This window comes from Massilia solisilvae, from assembly GCF_024753215.1.
GTDB lineage: Bacteria > Pseudomonadota > Gammaproteobacteria > Burkholderiales > Burkholderiaceae_D > Telluria > Telluria solisilvae.
This window is the reverse complement of sequence record NZ_JANUGV010000001.1, coordinates 560,256-574,428: the sequence shown is the minus strand read 5'-3', so window position 1 is coordinate 574,428 and position 14,173 is coordinate 560,256. Positions and strand designations below refer to the sequence as shown.

Below are 14,173 nucleotides of genomic sequence, written 5' to 3'. Positions count from 1 at the left end.
CTCTCGCCTTGGCGGCCGGGCTCTGCCTGCCGTCGTACGCTCAGGTCCAACAACCCACCGGGCAGGCGACCGTTGCGAGCGTACCCGCTGCAGCTCCCACAGCGCCGCAGGCCAGCGCCCCTGCCCCGGCACCGGCCCAAACGGCGCCGCAGGCCACCTACCAGCCGCCCGCCGCGCCTGCCGCCGGCGGCCTGCTGCAAACCCTGCTCGCGCTGTGCTTCGTGCTGGCCCTGCTGGCGGGCCTGGCCTGGCTGGCCAAGCGCTTCGGCCCGCGCGCCATGGGCGGCACGGCCAACCTGCGCATCGTCGGCGCCCTGTCGCTGGGCGGGCGCGAACGCGTGCTGGTGGTCGAAGTGGCCGACCAGTGGATCGTGGTCGGCGCTTCCCCCGGCCGCGTGAGCCTGCTCTCGACCATGCCGCGCCAGGAACTGCCGCCTTCGCCGCCGGGCATGGCCGCGAGCGTGCCGGCCGGCTTTGGCGACTGGCTCAAACAGACCCTTGAAAAACGTAATGCGAAATAAGAATCTCCTGCTGGCGGCGGGCATGCTGCTCCTGCCGCTGGCGGCCGCCGCCGCGCCCGGCATCCCCGCCTTCACCAGTACCCCCGCCGCCGGTGGCGGCACCAATTACTCGCTGCCGGTCCAGACGCTGCTCCTGATGACGGCGCTGTCGTTCATTCCGGCCGCGCTCCTGATGATGACCAGCTTCACCCGCATCGTCATCGTGCTGTCGCTGCTGCGCCAGGCACTGGGCACCCAGACCGCGCCGCCCAACCAGGTGATCGTCGGCCTGTCGCTGTTCCTGACCCTGTTCGTGATGGGCCCGACCTTCGACAAGGTCTATACCGATGCCTACCAGCCGCTGCAGGAGAACAAGATCCAGATGGACGAGGCCATGCAGCGCGCCGCGGCGCCGCTGAAGGCCTTCATGATCAAGCAGACCCGCCAGTCGGACCTGGCCCTGTTCGTAAAGATCTCGCGCAGCCCCGCGCTGCAGGGACCGGAGGACGTGCCGCTGCGCGTACTGATCCCGGCCTTCGTCACCAGCGAACTGAAGACCGCGTTCCAGATCGGCTTTGCGATCTTCATCCCGTTCCTGATCATCGACATGGTGGTCGCCTCGGTGCTCATGTCGATGGGTATGATGATGATGTCGCCGGCGGTGATCTCGCTGCCGTTCAAGCTGATGCTGTTCGTGCTGGTGGACGGCTGGCAGCTGCTGCTTGGCTCGCTCTCGCAGAGCTTTTATTAGGAGCGGCCATGACTCCCGAAACCGTCATGACCATGGGCCGCACCGCGATGGAGGTGACGCTGATGGTCGCCGCCCCGCTGCTGCTGGTTGCGCTCATCATCGGCCTGATCGTCTCGATCTTCCAGGCCGCGACCCAGATCAACGAGGCCACCCTGTCCTTCATCCCCAAGCTGGTCGGCATTTTCGTCGCACTGGTGATCGCCGGGCCGTGGATGCTGTCGGTGATGCTCGACTACATGCGCCAGGTCTTCTCCGGCATTCCGGGCATGATCGGCTAGGCGCCGCTGCCCCATGCTCAGCTTCACCTCGGTCCAACTGAACGCCTGGATGGCGGCCTTCCTGTGGCCGCTGACGCGCATCCTGGGCCTGGTCGCGGCCGCGCCGGTGTTCGGCAATACCGCAATCCCGGTCACGGTCAAGGTCTCGCTCGGCGCGCTCATCACGCTGGTGGTCGCGCCCACCCTGCCGCCGATGCCGGCGATCGATCCCGGCTCGTGGGCGGGCCTGTTGATCCTGCTGCAGCAACTGGTGGTCGGGCTGGCGATGGGCTTTGCGATGCGCCTGGTGTTCGCGGCGATCGAACTGGCCGGCGAAGTGGCCAGCCTGACCATGGGTCTGGGCTTTGCCACCTTCTTCGACCCGGCGTCGTCGGGCCGCTCGTCGGCGATCAGCCAGTTCCTGGCGCTGGTGTCGATGATGGCCTTCCTGGCGGTGAACGCGCACCTGGCGCTGCTGTCGGCGCTGGTCGAAAGCTTCTTCACGCTGCCGGTGGGCGGACCGTCGTTTGGGGCCAACGGGCCGTTGGAACTGGCGCGCTGGGGCGCGCGCGTGTTTTCGGCCGGCTTCCAGCTGTCGCTGCCGATCGTGGCGGCGCTCCTGATCACCAACGTGGCGCTGGGCATCCTGACCCGCGCCGCGCCGCAGCTGAACCTGTTCGGCATCGGCTTTCCGGTCACGCTCGGCGTGGGGCTGCTGGTGATCAGCCTGGTCCTGCCCTACCTGGGCACGCCGATCGTCAACCTGTTCAACCAGGGGATCGAGACCAGCCGCGCGATCCCGCGTGCAGCGGCGCCGCCGGCCGCGAAGGCGCCAGCGGCGCGGTGAAACAAAAAGGCTCCCGCGCGGGGAGCCTTCGATCGAACGGCGGCGATCGCCCGCGTCAGCCGATGTAGTTGAACAGCGACAGCCCGGACATCACCTTGAACGACTTCTGCGCCGCGTCCAGCGCCTGTTGCTGCTGCGAGAACATCGAGATCGCCTTGACCACGTCCAGGTCCTGCAAGTCCGACAGCGTGCTCGCATATTGCAGGTCGAGCTGGTCGCCGGCCGTATCCAGGGTGTCCAGTTCCTGCAGCCGCACGCCCACCGACGACTGCACCGTGAGCGCCGTGTCCATCGCGGTGGTCACGTTGTCGTTGGCGACCGCCAGCGCGTTGGCCAGGGCGGTCTGGCCGTTGGTGCCGCTGACCGGCGTGCGCAGGGTCTGCACCAGGTCCTGCAGGGTCGTGAAGACGGACTGCTTCTTGATCGCGTTCACGTCGAACTGGTCGCCGTCGGCCGGCGCGCCCTTCACGGTCAGCTGCAGGCCGTCGAACACGATCGGGTCGCCGTCCACATAGGGCTGGGCGCTCTTGACGGTCGCGGCCGGGCTCTGGCTGTTGTCGATCACGTCGTAGGTGGTGCCGGCGCCGGTGACGCTGAACTTGACCGCGTAGTCGTGCCCGGTCAGCTGGCTGCGGTCGAGGATGATGCTGCTGTCGAGCGTGGCGCCGCCCGAGTTGCCGGCCGCCGCGCCGGCCTTGAAGGTGCCCTTGGCCGCAACGTTGTTCTCGAAGATGGCGCTGCCCGAATCGCTGATCGACACCATGCGCGACGGGCCGATCTTCAGTTCGCGCTCGCCCTGGTCGCCGTTGTAGGTGGCGCCGGTGGCGGTCTGGGTGAACGGCGCCGTCTTGACCTCGTAGCCGGAAAACAGATAGGTGCCCGAGCCGTCGGTGGTGTTGGCCAGGCCAATCAGGTCCGTCAGGCGGCCCTCCAGTTCGGTGGCCAGCGAGTTGCGGTCCGCCGGCGACAGCGCCGGGTTGCCGGCCCGGACCACGAGCGTCTTCACGTTGGTCAGCAGGTTGGCCACGTTCGACAGCGCGCCGTCCTCCTGCGCCAGCGAATTGCGCGCGTTGGTGCGGTTGGTCGCGAACTGCTCGTTCATCGCCTGCGACTGGGTCACCTCCAGCGCGCGCGCCGACGCCACCGGGTCGTCCGAGGGCGTGAGCAGGCGCTTCTGGGTCGACAGCTGCATCTGGGTCTTGGCCATCTGGCCCTGCAGGCTGTTCATCTGGTTGATGCTGGCGTCGAAGATGCCGGCGGTACTGATACGCATAAACGTCGCTCCGCTGATTAGTGTCCGATCGACAGCAGCGAGTCGAACACGGTCGATGCGATCTGCATCACTTTGCCCGCTGCCTGGTAGGCCTGCTGGTAGCGCAGCAGGTTGGTCGCTTCCTCGTCCAGGTTCACGCCCGACACGCTCTGCGCGGCGGCAGTGGCCTGCGACAGCATGGCGTCGGCGGCCTGGCCGTTGACTTGCGACTCGCGCGCCTTGTTGCCCACAAAGCTGACCAGCTTGGCGTAGCTCGACTGGTAGGTAGCATTCTTGCCGTCGAAGATGTTGGTGCTCTGCAGGTTGCCCAGCAGGTTGGCGTTGCGCACGTCGCCGGTGGCGGTGTTGACGCTGACAACGAAGGTGTCCTTGTCCTTGGCGCCGGCGCTGATCGTGAACGTCATGCCGTTTTGCGAATAGGTCGCCCCGGCCGTCTGGTACGGCACCGCGAGCGTGGTCGCGGGCGGCACCGCCGGCCCGATCGGCGGCTGCGCGACGCCGTTGACCGTCACCGTCACCGGTTTCGTGGGGTCCCAGCCAGTCAGGCTGCCGCTGGCCGCGTCGTAGGTCAGGGTCATCGGCAGCGTCGGCGCGGCCGACAGGAAGCTGGCGTCGATCGAGCCCTTGCTGATGGTGGCGGTGCCGGTGTTGGCCACCGGCGCCTGCGCCAGGATCGGGGCGGCCGCCGCGATCTGCGAAGTGTCGGTCAAGGCCACGGCAAAACCGGAGGCGCCATTGATGGTCGGCCGCACCAGGAAGTTGTCGCCGGCAGAAGCCGAGCCGGACACCGCGAAATCCACGCCGTCGATGGTCTGCGGTTTGGTCTGCGGGAAGGGCGAGATCGCGGTCTTCTTGTTGTCCGACAGGCGCGTGACCATGAAATTGGCGCCGTCGTAATCGACCCGGTAGTCGCTGCCGGTCAGCGCGGCCGGGTCGGTGATGGTGGCATCGACTTTGGCGCTGCTGAGCATGTTGTTGTAGATGTTGCTGGTGGTCACGGGCTTGGCCAGCGTGAAGAAGTCCCCGCCCGGCAGGCCGTTCTCATCCACGCCCAGCTTGTGCTGCGCGTTGAAGGTGAAGGCCAGGCCGGCCGCCACCTTGCCCAGTTCGTTCTGGGTCTTGTCCAGCACGTTGGAGCGGAAATCGAGCAGGCCGCCCAGCTCGCCGCCCTGGAGCGTGCTCTCGCCCAGCACGGTGACCTTGCCGTTCGCCGTTTCCAGCCCCACCTCGGTGCGCGCCTGGTCGGTCGGCGAGGTGGTTGCCGCCAGCTTGTAGGACTGCTTGCCCACCACCAGCGGCATGCCGTTGCCGATCGAGACCGTCAGGCTGTAGCCGTCGCCCTGCGACACCTCGGCCTTCACGTGCTGGTTCAGTTCCCGCACCAGCTGGTCGCGCTTGTCCAGCAGGTCGTTCGGCAGATGCTGGCCGTCGCTGGACACGCCGGTGATCTGGTCGTTCAGGTCGGCGATCTGCTGCGCGTACGAGTTGATGACGGTGACATTGGCCGTGATCTGGCTGTTGATGCCCTCGCGGATCTCCTGCAGCCGTCCATCCATTGCCTGGAAGCGCCCGGCCAGCGTCTGGGCCCCGGACAGCATCGACTGGCGCGACTGCACCGAGCCCTGATTGCCGGCCACGTCCTGCACGCGCTTGAAGAAGCTTTGCAGCGCGGGCGACAGGCCGGCGCTGCTGTCGGCCAGCAGGTTGTCCAGCTGGCTGATCTGGGCGTTGAACGCGTCGAACGCGCTCTTGGCCGTCTGCGAGCTGCGCACCTGGGTGTCGAGGAAGGAGTCGGAAAAGCGCTTGATCTGGGCCACCTGGGTGCCGGTGCCGAAAAAGCCCACGCCCATGTCCACCGGCACGGTGGTGGACTGCACCACCACCTGGCGGCTGTAGCCGGCCACGTTCGCGTTGGCGATGTTGTGCCCGGTCGTGGACAGGCCAGCCTGTGCCGCGAACAGTGCGCTCTTGCCGATACTGAGGATATCTCCAGCCATGGTCGTCTTTTCTTTCCTTCCTAAGGCGTTTTCGGCACGGCTACCGGAAACTTGACTTGTTCAACTAACAACTATGCCAGCGAATGCTTGATAATCTGGGACAGCTTGGCGGCATATTGCGGGTCGGTCGCGTAGCCGGCGCGTTGCAGGCCGCGCGCAAAGGTCGCCGCGTCGCCGCCGTGGGCCAGCACGCGCTGGTAGCGCGGGTTGCTGGCCAACATGTTGGCGTAATCCTTGAAGCCTTCCGCGTACGAGTCGTAGGCGCGGAACTTTTCGACCTTGGCATGGGCCTTGCCATTGACGTATTCGGTGGTGACGGCGGTAACGACCTTGCCCTTCCAGCCAGGGCCGGCCTTGATGCCGAACAGGTTGTGGCTCGGGCTGCCGTCGGCGTTGCGGATCTCGCGCTTGCCCCAGCCCGACTCCAGCGCGGCCTGGCCGAGCATGAACTTGGCCGGAATGCCGGTCGCCTTCTCGGCTTCGTCGGCGTGCGCGGCCAGCTTGTCCTGGAACGAGCGCACGTGCGGCGCCTTCGAGCGCGACGTCGCCGCCGGGGCCGCATCGGCCGCGGGTGCGGGCAGCGCGCCCGGCGTCTTCATCAGCATGTCGGCCGACAGGCCGGCCGGCATGGTGCCGCCGGCGCCGGCCTCGCCCGACAGCGCCAGCGCCTGGGCATTGACCTTGTTGGCGGTCAGCTGGCGCACCAGCACGTCGGCCAGGCCGACGCCGCGCTTGGCCAGGTTCTGGCTCATCTGCTGGTCGAGCATGCCGGTGAACATGCGGGTCTGCTCGCTGTCCATCGGCCCGTCCTGCGGCGTGGCGTCGCGCATGCTCTTCATCATCATGTTGATGAACATGGCCTCGAACTGCTGGGCCGCACCGCGCAGCGCGTCCGGCGAGCCGTCCTTGGCGCCCTGCTTCAGGTCGCCAAGCGCCTGGGCGTCGAGCGCAAACCGGGAGGACAGGTCGGAGGTCTTGTTGATGCTCATCCGGCTACCTTAGATGATCTCGAGCTCGGCGTGCAGCGCGCCGGCAGCCTTGAGCGCCTGCAGGATCGCCAGCAGGTCCTGCGGGGTCGCGCCGATCGCGTTCATGGCCTTGACCACTTCAGCCAGCGAGGCGCCGCCCTCCACGTGCAGCACCTTGCCGGGGTCCTTCTTCAGCTCCACCTTGGCCTGCTGCGACGCGACCGTGGTGCCGAGCGACAGCGGGGCCGGCTGGCTGACCTGGTTTTCGGAGGTGATCGTGACCGACAGGTTGCCGTGCGAGATGGCGCAGGCGTCGAGGGTGACGTTCTGGTTCATCACCACCGAGCCGGTGCGTGCGTTCATGATGACCTTGGCGGCCGCCGCGGCCGGGCGCACGTCGATGCCTTCGAGCAGGCCCAGGAACGCCACCCGCTGGTCGCTCGAGGACGGGGTGCGCACGCGGATCACGCGCCCGTCCAGCGCGGTGGCCACGCCCGGGCCGAACTGGTCGTTGATAGCCTCGACCACGCGCGCGGCGGTGGCAAAGCCGGTTTCCTTGAGCTCCAGGCGGATCTGGTTGTCCTGGCCCAGGGTCGAGGGCACCGCGCGCTCGACCGTGGCGCCATTCGAGATCTTGCCCACCGACAGCGTGTTGACCTGGACCGAGCTGCCGCCGCTGGAGGCGCCGGCGCCGCCGACCACCAGGTTGCCTTGGGCAATCGCGTACACCTGGCCGTCCGCGCCCTGCAGCGGCGTCATCAACAGCGTGCCGCCGCGCAGGCTCTTGGCGTTGCCCATCGACGAGACGGTCACATCAATGGTCTGGCCCGGCTGCGCGAACGGCGGCAGCGAGGCGGTCACCATCACCGCCGCCACGTTCTTGAGCTGCAGCTGGGTGCCGGGCGGCATGGTCACGCCCTTCTGCTGCAGCATCGACATGATGGCCTGCACCGTGAACGGGGTCTGGGTGGTCTGGTCGCCGGTACCGTCCAGGCCGACCACGATGCCGTAGCCGGACAGCTGGTTCTCGCGCACGCCGGCGATGCTGGCCATGTCCTTCAGGCGCTCGGCCTGCGCCGGCGCGCCCAGCGCGAACAGGGCGGCGAGCAGGATCAGGAAAACGGGGGAGCGCATGCGATCAAGTCCTCAGAACGGCAGCAACGACTGGAAAAAGCGCGACAGCATCGAGTTCATCTCGGCGCGGTCGATGCGGCTGGCAGTGCGGTACTCGACGCGGGCGTCGGCCACCAGGGTCGAGGACACCACGTTGCCCGGCTGGATGGAATCGGGGCTGACCATGCCCGAGAAGCGGATGTATTCGATGCTGCGGTCCAGCGCCACCTGCTTTTCGCCGGTCACGATCAGGTTGCCGTTGGGGAGCACCTCGCTGACGGTGACCGCGATGGTGCCGCTGAAGGTGTTCGAATTGCTCTGATTGCCGGCGTCCTCGGACTTGTTGGACGCGTTGGTGCCCACCGTCGCGCCCAGGCGGCCCTGCGCCAGGCCCGGCACGCCGAACGAGGCGCTGCCGGTCTTGCTGGCCGAGCTCTGGTTGGCCTTCACCGCCGAGGTCTTCTCGACGATGTTGATGGTGAGCAGGTCGCCGATGTGGCGCGCGCGCCGGTCCTCGAACATCGGGCGGTAGGAGCCGGCGTTGTAGATGGCGCCGTCCGCCGGCGCGCCGGCGTCGGCCAGCATCGGGCGCGAGCTGGTCGGCCGCTGCACGATCGAGGTCGGCACGCTGGTGCAGCCGGCCAGCAGCGCCAGCAGCAAGGCGGTCAGGCGTTTCATAACTGGGACAGGCGTTGCAGCATCTGGTCGGAGGTGTTGATCGCCTTGCTGTTGATCTCGTAGGCGCGCTGGGTCTGAATCATGTTGACCATCTCCTCGACCACGTTCACGTTCGAGGTCTCGACATAGCCTTGCATCAGCACGCCGGCGCCATTGGTGCCCGGGGTGTTGGTGTTGGGCGAGCCGGAAGCGCCGGTCTCGACGTACAGGTTCTCGCCCTTCGCTTCCAGGCCGGCCGGGTTGACGAAGGAAGTGACCATCAGCGTGCCGACCTGGGTCGGGGCCGCGCTGCCCGGCAGCTTGACCGAGACCACGCCGTCGCGCCCGACGGTGAGCTCCTGGGCGTTGGCGGGAATCGTGATGGTCGGCTGGATCGTGTAGCCGCTGGAGGTGACCAGCTGGCCGTTGGCATCCATCTGGAACGAACCGTCGCGGGTGTAGGCGGTGCTGCCGTCGGGCAGCAGCACCTGGAAGAAGCCGCTGCCGTTGATCATCACGTCCTTGCTGTTGCCAGTCGCTTGCGGATTGCCCTGGGTGAAGATGCGCTCGGTGGCGACGTTGCGCACGCCGGTGCCGATCTGCAGGCCCGACGGCAGCGTGGTCTGCTGCGACGACTGCGCGCCCGGCTGGCGGATATTCTGGTAGAGCAGGTCCTCGAACACCGCGCGCGAACGCTTGAAGCCGTTGGTGCTGACGTTGGCGAGGTTGTTGGTGATGACGTCGAGGTTGGTCTGCTGGGCCTCGAGGCCGGTCTTGGCGATAAACAGCGAGCGGATCATGTTGTTCTCCTATCGGCGGCAGACGGGGACCCGCCACGCACGATAAATTATGGCGGAGAGCAACTCAACTCAAAGCGAGGATCTGGCTGGCTTTCGCGGCGTTATTCTCGGCGTTCTTCAACAGGCTCATCTGGGTTTCGAACGAGCGCGCCAGGTTGATCATCGCGACCATCGAATCGACCGGATTGACGTTGCTGCCCTCGAGCGCGCCGCCGGCAACGGTCACCTGCGGGTCGGCCGGGGCGTTGGGGGCGCCGGTATTGAGGCGAAACAGCCCGTCGTCGCCGCGCACCAGGTCCTTGTCGGGCGGGTTGACCAGCTTGATCTTGCCCAGCACCGTCGAAATCGCCGGCGGGGTGCCGGAGGGCATGGTCGCGACCGTGCCGTCGGCGCCGATCATCACGGACGCATCGGGCGGGATCGTGATCGGGCCGCCCTCGCCCGCCACGGCCAGGCCGCCGCTTGACTGCAGCAGCCCGTTGGGGCTGGTCTGCAGCGCGCCGTTGCGGGTGTAGGCCTCGGAGCCGTCGGGCATCTGCAGGGCGATCCACCCCTTGCCCTTGATCGCCACGTCGAGGTCGCGCCCGGTCACCTGCAGCGCGCCGGACGACATGTCGGAGCCCGAGTTGTCGTTGGTCACCATCACCCGGGTGTCCAGGCCCTGGCCCAGCACCGGCACCGCGCGGAACGAATCCATCTGCGCCCGGAAACCGGTGGTGCTGACGTTGGCCAGGTTGTTCGAGACCACCGCCTGCTGGTCGAGGATGTGCTTGGTGCCGCTGGCGACGGTGTAAATCAAACGGTCCATGGTTGTTCTCCGATACCTCTATCGTTCGCACGTCGTCCCCGCGCAGGCGGGGACCCATAGACCGTTTGCGACTGGGCAGCGTGTGCGGCAGTGGCGAACTCAGCATGGGTCCCCGCCTGCGCGGGGACGACGGTTCATGCGTTAGCGATCATTCATCAACGCAGGTTCACCAGCGTCTGCAGCACCGAGTCCTGCGTCTTGATGGTCTGCGCATTGGCCTGGTACACGCGCTGGGCGGTGATCATGTTGACCAGCTCGGCGGTCAGGTCCACGTTCGAGTTTTCCACCGCCGACGATTGCAGCACGCCCAGGCTGCCGGTCTCCGGCACCCCCACCGACGGCGTGCCCGAGGCCGAGGTCTCGGCCCAGGCGTTGTTGCCCAGCGAAGTCAGGCCGTTGGGATTCTCGAAGTTGGCCAGCACGATCTGGCCCAGCGCCTGCGAGCGGCCATTGCTGTACTGGCCGAGGATGACGCCATCCGGGCCGGCGGTGAAGCGCTGCAGGTGGCCCGAGGTGTAGCCGTCCTGGGTGGTGGGGTTCTTTTCGGCGGTGGCGGCGCCGTATTGGGTGGAGCCGGCAAAGTGGATGTCCACCGGCAGCGTGGCGTTGGCGCCGCTGGGCGGGAACACCGGCATCTGGAACTTGAGCGGCAAGGCCGACGAGGACGACGCCACCAGCTGGCCGTTGCCGTCGAAGTTCAGGTGACCCACCGACACCGGCGGTACCTTGACCGCCGCGGCGATCGCCTTGTCCACGTCTTCCGGGGTCGAGCCAGCCACGCCGCCGGCGGCCAGCGCGGCCGCATTGATCGCGGCCTGCACGGTCGCATCGGCGCCGGCCGCACCGGCGGCCGCGGCCACTACGTTGCCGGCCTGCGCGGCGTAGGCTGCCAGGTCGGCATTGATGGTCGCCTGCACCGGCGGGATCGCCTTGGAGTCGGCCACCCACTTGTCGCGCAGGGTCTGCGCGGTGGCGTCGCCCTGGGCCTTGGCGGCGACCTGCTGCGCCTGCCACTCCACGCCGTCGCTGGCCACGTACACGTCCCACTGGCCGGGGGTGGCCGACTTGACGTAGAACAGCGACATCACGTGCGCGTTGCCGAGGGTGTCGTACACGTCCACCGGCACCTGCTTGTTGTACGAGTTCGGGTCGTTGGCGTCGAACGGCATCGCGACCGGCACCTTGGCGCGCGAGTCCAGGTTCATCTGGGTGTCCACGCGGCTGGTGGCCACCGGCTTGAGGTCGGAGGCGTCGATCTTGATCGGCACCGGGGCGCCGGCCAGGATCTGGCCGTTGTTGCCGGTCAGGTAGCCGGTCAGCTTGGCGCCCTGGGCGTTGACCATGTAGCCTTCCTTGTCCAGCGAGAACTGGCCGTTGCGGGTGTATTGCACCACGCCGCCCATCGACATGCGGAAGAAGCCGCCGCCGTTGATGGCGATGTCCAACGGGTTGTTCGACGCCTCGACGTTACCTTGCGTGAACTGCTGGGCGATGGCGGCCAGCTTCGAACCGATGCCGGCGGTGTTGCCGCCCGCGCCGTTCAGCGAGTTGGCGTACACGTCCGCGAACTGCGCCTGCGAGCCCTTGAAGCCGACCGTGCTGGCGTTGGCGATGTTGTTGCCGATGACGTCGAGCGATTTGGCGGCGCCGTTCAGGCCGCTGAGACCCTGTTGAAAAGACATGACTTGTTCTCCGGTTGAATTCGTTCGCCTGTTACAGAACCTGCTTGATGTCCGCCAGCGTCACCATGCCCTTGCTCGGCAGGTTCAGCTTCACGCCGTCCTTGGCGTTGGTGGTCACGCTGGCCACGGTGTCCAGCGACAGCGTCTTGGCGTCGGTCAGCGTGTCGGTGCCGCGAGTGGCCACCACGCGGATCGTGTAGTTGCCATCGGCCAGCACCACCGGCTTGCCGTCCGCATCCACGTTGCTCGGGTCGGGCACGCCGTTCCAGGCGATCGGCAGCACGCCGGCCTGGTTCGGGCCCAGGTCGATGGTCTGCACATCCTTGCCGGTCTTGGGGTCGGTGATGATCACCTTGACGTTGTCGGCCGCGCTGCCCAGCTCCACGCCGAACACGCTCTGGCCGCTGGCAAGCGCCGCGTGGCTGCCGTCCACCAGCACGCCCTTGCCGATCAGGTTGGTCGCGGCCAGCGCCTGGGTGGTCTGGTAGCTGCCGGCCAGCGTTTCAAGCGTGGCGTTGAGCTTGTTGATGCCCGAGACCGTGTTCAGCTGCGCCAGCTGGCTGGTGAGCTGGGCGTTGTCCATCGGGTTGAGCGGATCCTGGTTCTTGAGCTGGGTGACCAGCATGGTCATGAACTTGTTGGTTTCCGCTTCCACGCTGCCGGCGGCGGCGGTGGTGCTGGTCTTGGCGTTCATGGTCGCCATCAGCTCGTTCATGCTGGTGCTGGTGGCGGCGGTGGTGGTAACGGACATGGGGTGCCTCTTGATCAGGAGCCGAGGGTGAGAGTCTTGAGCAGCATTGCTTTGGCCGCGTTCATGGTGTCGACGTTGTTCTGGTAGGCGCGCGAGGCCGACAGCATGTTGACCATCTCGTCAACCACGTTCACGTTCGGCATGTTGACGTAGCCGTCCTTGTCGGCCAGCGGGTGCTTGGGGTCGAACACTTTCTTGAACGGCGACTGGTCGTCCTTCACTTCCTTCACGCGCACGCCGGCGCCGCCGGAGTCCAGCGGCACCGATTCGAACACCACCTGCTTGGCGCGGTAGGCTTCGCCGGTGCTGCTGGCGGCGCTGTCGGCATTGGCCAGGTTGGACGCGACCGCGTTCAGGCGCTGCGACTGGGCGCTCATGCCGGAACCGGCGACGTTGAAGATATTAAAGAGCGAACGCATGATTACTGGCCTCCTTGCACTGCCGCGAGCATGGCGCGGATCTGCTGGTTGAGCACGGTGACGCCGGCTTCGTAGCGCAGCGCGTTGTCGGCGAACTGGGCGCGCTCGACGTCCATGTCCACCGTGTTGCCGTCCACCGTGTTCTGGGTCGGCGTGCGGTACTGGACCTGGGTGCCGTCCGGCAGGGTGTTGCCATCCGGGGTGCCGCGCGGGATGTGGCGCGCATTGGTGGTGGCCAGCACGCCCGGCGGCGAGCTCTGCTTGGTCAGCGCATCCTGCAGGGCGCCCTGGAAATCGAAGTCGCGCGCCTTGTAGTTGGGCGTGTCCGCGTTGGCGATGTTCGAGGCAAGGATCTCCTGGCGCTGGGCACGCAGGGCCAGCGCGGTTTCCTGGAAGCGCAGGTAGTCGTCGAGTTTGCCGAGCATGGGATGCCTTTCCGGGCTTTTCCTGTTATGACAGGTTCGATCATACGGGCGCGGACCTGTGCCCAATCGATAGAGAAGGCGCGCCAAACCCGGCCTATTTATGGTTTGGCCGCCCGGACCGGCCCCCTAAGATGGCAACATCGCCCAAGGCTATCGGCCCGCTTGCCATGAAATTGCCCGTCTTCCTCGCCCTGCTGCTGGCCGTCCCGCTTGCGCTGGCCCAGCCGCCGCGCCAGAACCTGGCCGCCCTGCCCGCCGTGGCCCACCAGTTCCTTACCACCCAGACCGCCGGCCTGCCCGGCCAGGTCAAGGTCAGCATTACCCCGCCCGATGCGCGCCTGGCGCTGCCGGCCTGCCCGGCGCTTGAAGCATTCCTGCAGCCGGGCGCACGCGCCTGGGGCAAGACCACGGTCGGGGTACGCTGCGCCGCGCCGGCCTGGACCATCTTCCTGCAGGCCCAGGTGAGCGTGCTGGCCGACTACGTGACCACGGCCGTCCCGCTGGCCCAGGGCCAGCCGATCGAGGCCGGGCAGCTGGTGTTGTTAAAGGGCGACATCGCCGCCATGCCGAACGGAATCCTGACCGAGATCGCGCAGGCGGTCGGCCGTACCCCGCTGGTCTCGCTGGCCTCGGGGGTGCCGCTGCGCACCGACATCCTCAAGGCGCGCCCGGTGGTGCAGCAGGGGCAGGCGGTGCGGCTGGTGTCCAACGGCCGCAACTTCTCGGTCTCGAGCGAAGCCAAGGCGCTGGGCAATGCCGCCGAGGGCCAGGTGGTGCAGGTACGCACCAATAACGGCACCGTGGTCTCCGGCACCGCCCGCGCCGGCGGGGTGGTTGACGTATCGTTCTGACAGCGCGAAAAAATCCCATGCTGTGCTAAAGTTTCGTCCGGGCCTGCCGTTACCGGTTGCAGATGCCGGGGCTT

The 14,173-nt window shown here is 67.2% G+C and carries 16 protein-coding genes; 5 read left to right on the top strand and 11 right to left on the bottom strand.

Features of this window, described 5'->3' with window-relative positions; genetic code table 11:
• Positions 1-8: 8 nt before the first annotated feature.
• Genes fliO through fliR form a run of 4 tightly spaced genes read left to right on the top strand, consistent with a single transcriptional unit; the run spans position 9 to position 2,355 of the window.
• Positions 9-521 carry a flagellar biosynthetic protein FliO gene (gene fliO, locus NX773_RS02510; RefSeq protein WP_258854811.1) on the top strand — a complete coding sequence of 171 codons (513 nt, stop codon included), beginning with the start codon at positions 9-11 and terminating at the stop codon, positions 519-521.
• Positions 511-1,251 carry a flagellar type III secretion system pore protein FliP gene (fliP, locus tag NX773_RS02505; protein ID WP_258854810.1) on the top strand — a complete coding sequence of 247 codons (741 nt, stop codon included), beginning with the start codon at positions 511-513 and terminating at the stop codon, positions 1,249-1,251. The genes fliO and fliP overlap by 11 nt, the downstream gene beginning before the upstream one ends.
• Positions 1,252-1,259: 8 nt before the next feature.
• A complete protein-coding gene (gene fliQ / locus NX773_RS02500) occupies positions 1,260-1,529 on the top strand; it encodes a flagellar biosynthesis protein FliQ (protein ID WP_258821163.1) in 270 nt (89 codons plus the stop codon).
• 13 nt (positions 1,530-1,542) lie between these two features.
• Positions 1,543-2,355, top strand: coding sequence for a flagellar biosynthetic protein FliR (fliR, locus tag NX773_RS02495; protein ID WP_258854809.1), 813 nt, complete (start codon positions 1,543-1,545; stop codon positions 2,353-2,355).
• 55 nt (positions 2,356-2,410) lie between these two features.
• On the opposite strand, the gene flgL is transcribed toward fliR, so the two are convergent.
• The 11 genes from flgL to flgB all read right to left on the bottom strand — a co-directional run bounded on the left by flgL (position 2,411) and on the right by flgB (position 13,248).
• Positions 2,411-3,628 carry a flagellar hook-associated protein FlgL gene (gene flgL / locus NX773_RS02490; protein ID WP_258854808.1) on the bottom strand — a complete coding sequence of 406 codons (1,218 nt, stop codon included), beginning with the start codon at positions 3,626-3,628 and terminating at the stop codon, positions 2,411-2,413.
• A 17-nt stretch (positions 3,629-3,645) separates the two neighbouring features.
• Entirely contained in the window at positions 3,646-5,625 is a 1,980-nt protein-coding gene (gene flgK, locus NX773_RS02485) for a flagellar hook-associated protein FlgK (protein ID WP_258854807.1), read from the bottom strand.
• A gap of 71 nt (positions 5,626-5,696) precedes the next feature.
• Positions 5,697-6,614 carry a flagellar assembly peptidoglycan hydrolase FlgJ gene (gene flgJ, locus NX773_RS02480; protein ID WP_258854806.1) on the bottom strand — a complete coding sequence of 306 codons (918 nt, stop codon included), beginning with the start codon at positions 6,612-6,614 and terminating at the stop codon, positions 5,697-5,699.
• Between the two features lie 9 nt (positions 6,615-6,623).
• Positions 6,624-7,727 carry a flagellar basal body P-ring protein FlgI gene (locus NX773_RS02475; RefSeq protein ID WP_258854805.1) on the bottom strand — a complete coding sequence of 368 codons (1,104 nt, stop codon included), beginning with the start codon at positions 7,725-7,727 and terminating at the stop codon, positions 6,624-6,626.
• A gap of 12 nt (positions 7,728-7,739) precedes the next feature.
• Positions 7,740-8,384 (bottom strand): flagellar basal body L-ring protein FlgH, encoded by a 645-nt coding sequence (locus NX773_RS02470; RefSeq protein WP_258854804.1) that lies wholly within the window; start codon positions 8,382-8,384, stop codon positions 7,740-7,742.
• Positions 8,381-9,163, bottom strand: coding sequence for a flagellar basal-body rod protein FlgG (gene flgG / locus NX773_RS02465; RefSeq protein ID WP_258854803.1), 783 nt, complete (start codon positions 9,161-9,163; stop codon positions 8,381-8,383). The genes NX773_RS02470 and flgG overlap by 4 nt, the downstream gene beginning before the upstream one ends.
• A gap of 64 nt (positions 9,164-9,227) precedes the next feature.
• Entirely contained in the window at positions 9,228-9,971 is a 744-nt protein-coding gene (gene flgF, locus NX773_RS02460; protein ID WP_258854802.1) for a flagellar basal-body rod protein FlgF, read from the bottom strand.
• A gap of 155 nt (positions 9,972-10,126) precedes the next feature.
• Positions 10,127-11,653: a flagellar hook protein FlgE gene (locus NX773_RS02455; protein WP_258854801.1), complete on the bottom strand. Its 1,527-nt coding sequence runs from the start codon at positions 11,651-11,653 to the stop codon at positions 10,127-10,129.
• 31 nt (positions 11,654-11,684) lie between these two features.
• Positions 11,685-12,404 carry a flagellar hook assembly protein FlgD gene (locus tag NX773_RS02450; protein WP_258854800.1) on the bottom strand — a complete coding sequence of 240 codons (720 nt, stop codon included), beginning with the start codon at positions 12,402-12,404 and terminating at the stop codon, positions 11,685-11,687.
• 14 nt (positions 12,405-12,418) lie between these two features.
• Positions 12,419-12,823, bottom strand: coding sequence for a flagellar basal body rod protein FlgC (gene flgC, locus NX773_RS02445; RefSeq protein WP_258854799.1), 405 nt, complete (start codon positions 12,821-12,823; stop codon positions 12,419-12,421).
• A 2-nt stretch (positions 12,824-12,825) separates the two neighbouring features.
• The gene (gene flgB, locus NX773_RS02440; RefSeq protein WP_258854798.1) at positions 12,826-13,248 is read right to left on the bottom strand and encodes a flagellar basal body rod protein FlgB; all 423 of its coding nucleotides are present in this window, start codon (positions 13,246-13,248) and stop codon (positions 12,826-12,828) included.
• Between the two features lie 167 nt (positions 13,249-13,415).
• On the opposite strand from flgB, the gene flgA reads away from it, so the two are divergent.
• The gene (gene flgA, locus NX773_RS02435; protein WP_258854797.1) at positions 13,416-14,099 is read left to right on the top strand and encodes a flagellar basal body P-ring formation chaperone FlgA; all 684 of its coding nucleotides are present in this window, start codon (positions 13,416-13,418) and stop codon (positions 14,097-14,099) included.
• Positions 14,100-14,173 lie beyond the last annotated feature (74 nt).

What these genes read in the sequence shown, in the direction of transcription:
- fliP (WP_258854810.1), top strand. Translation starts at nt 511, where the DNA reads ATGCGAAATAAGAATCTCCTGCTGGCGGCGGGCATGCTGCTCCTGCCG.
- fliQ (WP_258821163.1), top strand. Translation starts at nt 1,260, where the DNA reads ATGACTCCCGAAACCGTCATGACCATGGGCCGCACCGCGATGGAGGTG.
- fliR (WP_258854809.1), top strand. Translation starts at nt 1,543, where the DNA reads ATGCTCAGCTTCACCTCGGTCCAACTGAACGCCTGGATGGCGGCCTTC.
- flgL (WP_258854808.1), bottom strand. Translation starts at nt 3,628, where the DNA reads ATGCGTATCAGTACCGCCGGCATCTTCGACGCCAGCATCAACCAGATG.
- flgK (WP_258854807.1), bottom strand. Translation starts at nt 5,625, where the DNA reads ATGGCTGGAGATATCCTCAGTATCGGCAAGAGCGCACTGTTCGCGGCA.
- flgJ (WP_258854806.1), bottom strand. Translation starts at nt 6,614, where the DNA reads ATGAGCATCAACAAGACCTCCGACCTGTCCTCCCGGTTTGCGCTCGAC.
- NX773_RS02475 (WP_258854805.1), bottom strand. Translation starts at nt 7,727, where the DNA reads ATGCGCTCCCCCGTTTTCCTGATCCTGCTCGCCGCCCTGTTCGCGCTG.
- NX773_RS02470 (WP_258854804.1), bottom strand. Translation starts at nt 8,384, where the DNA reads ATGAAACGCCTGACCGCCTTGCTGCTGGCGCTGCTGGCCGGCTGCACC.
- flgG (WP_258854803.1), bottom strand. Translation starts at nt 9,163, where the DNA reads ATGATCCGCTCGCTGTTTATCGCCAAGACCGGCCTCGAGGCCCAGCAG.
- flgF (WP_258854802.1), bottom strand. Translation starts at nt 9,971, where the DNA reads ATGGACCGTTTGATTTACACCGTCGCCAGCGGCACCAAGCACATCCTC.
- NX773_RS02455 (WP_258854801.1), bottom strand. Translation starts at nt 11,653, where the DNA reads ATGTCTTTTCAACAGGGTCTCAGCGGCCTGAACGGCGCCGCCAAATCG.
- NX773_RS02450 (WP_258854800.1), bottom strand. Translation starts at nt 12,404, where the DNA reads ATGTCCGTTACCACCACCGCCGCCACCAGCACCAGCATGAACGAGCTG.
- flgC (WP_258854799.1), bottom strand. Translation starts at nt 12,823, where the DNA reads ATGCGTTCGCTCTTTAATATCTTCAACGTCGCCGGTTCCGGCATGAGC.
- flgB (WP_258854798.1), bottom strand. Translation starts at nt 13,248, where the DNA reads ATGCTCGGCAAACTCGACGACTACCTGCGCTTCCAGGAAACCGCGCTG.
- flgA (WP_258854797.1), top strand. Translation starts at nt 13,416, where the DNA reads ATGAAATTGCCCGTCTTCCTCGCCCTGCTGCTGGCCGTCCCGCTTGCG.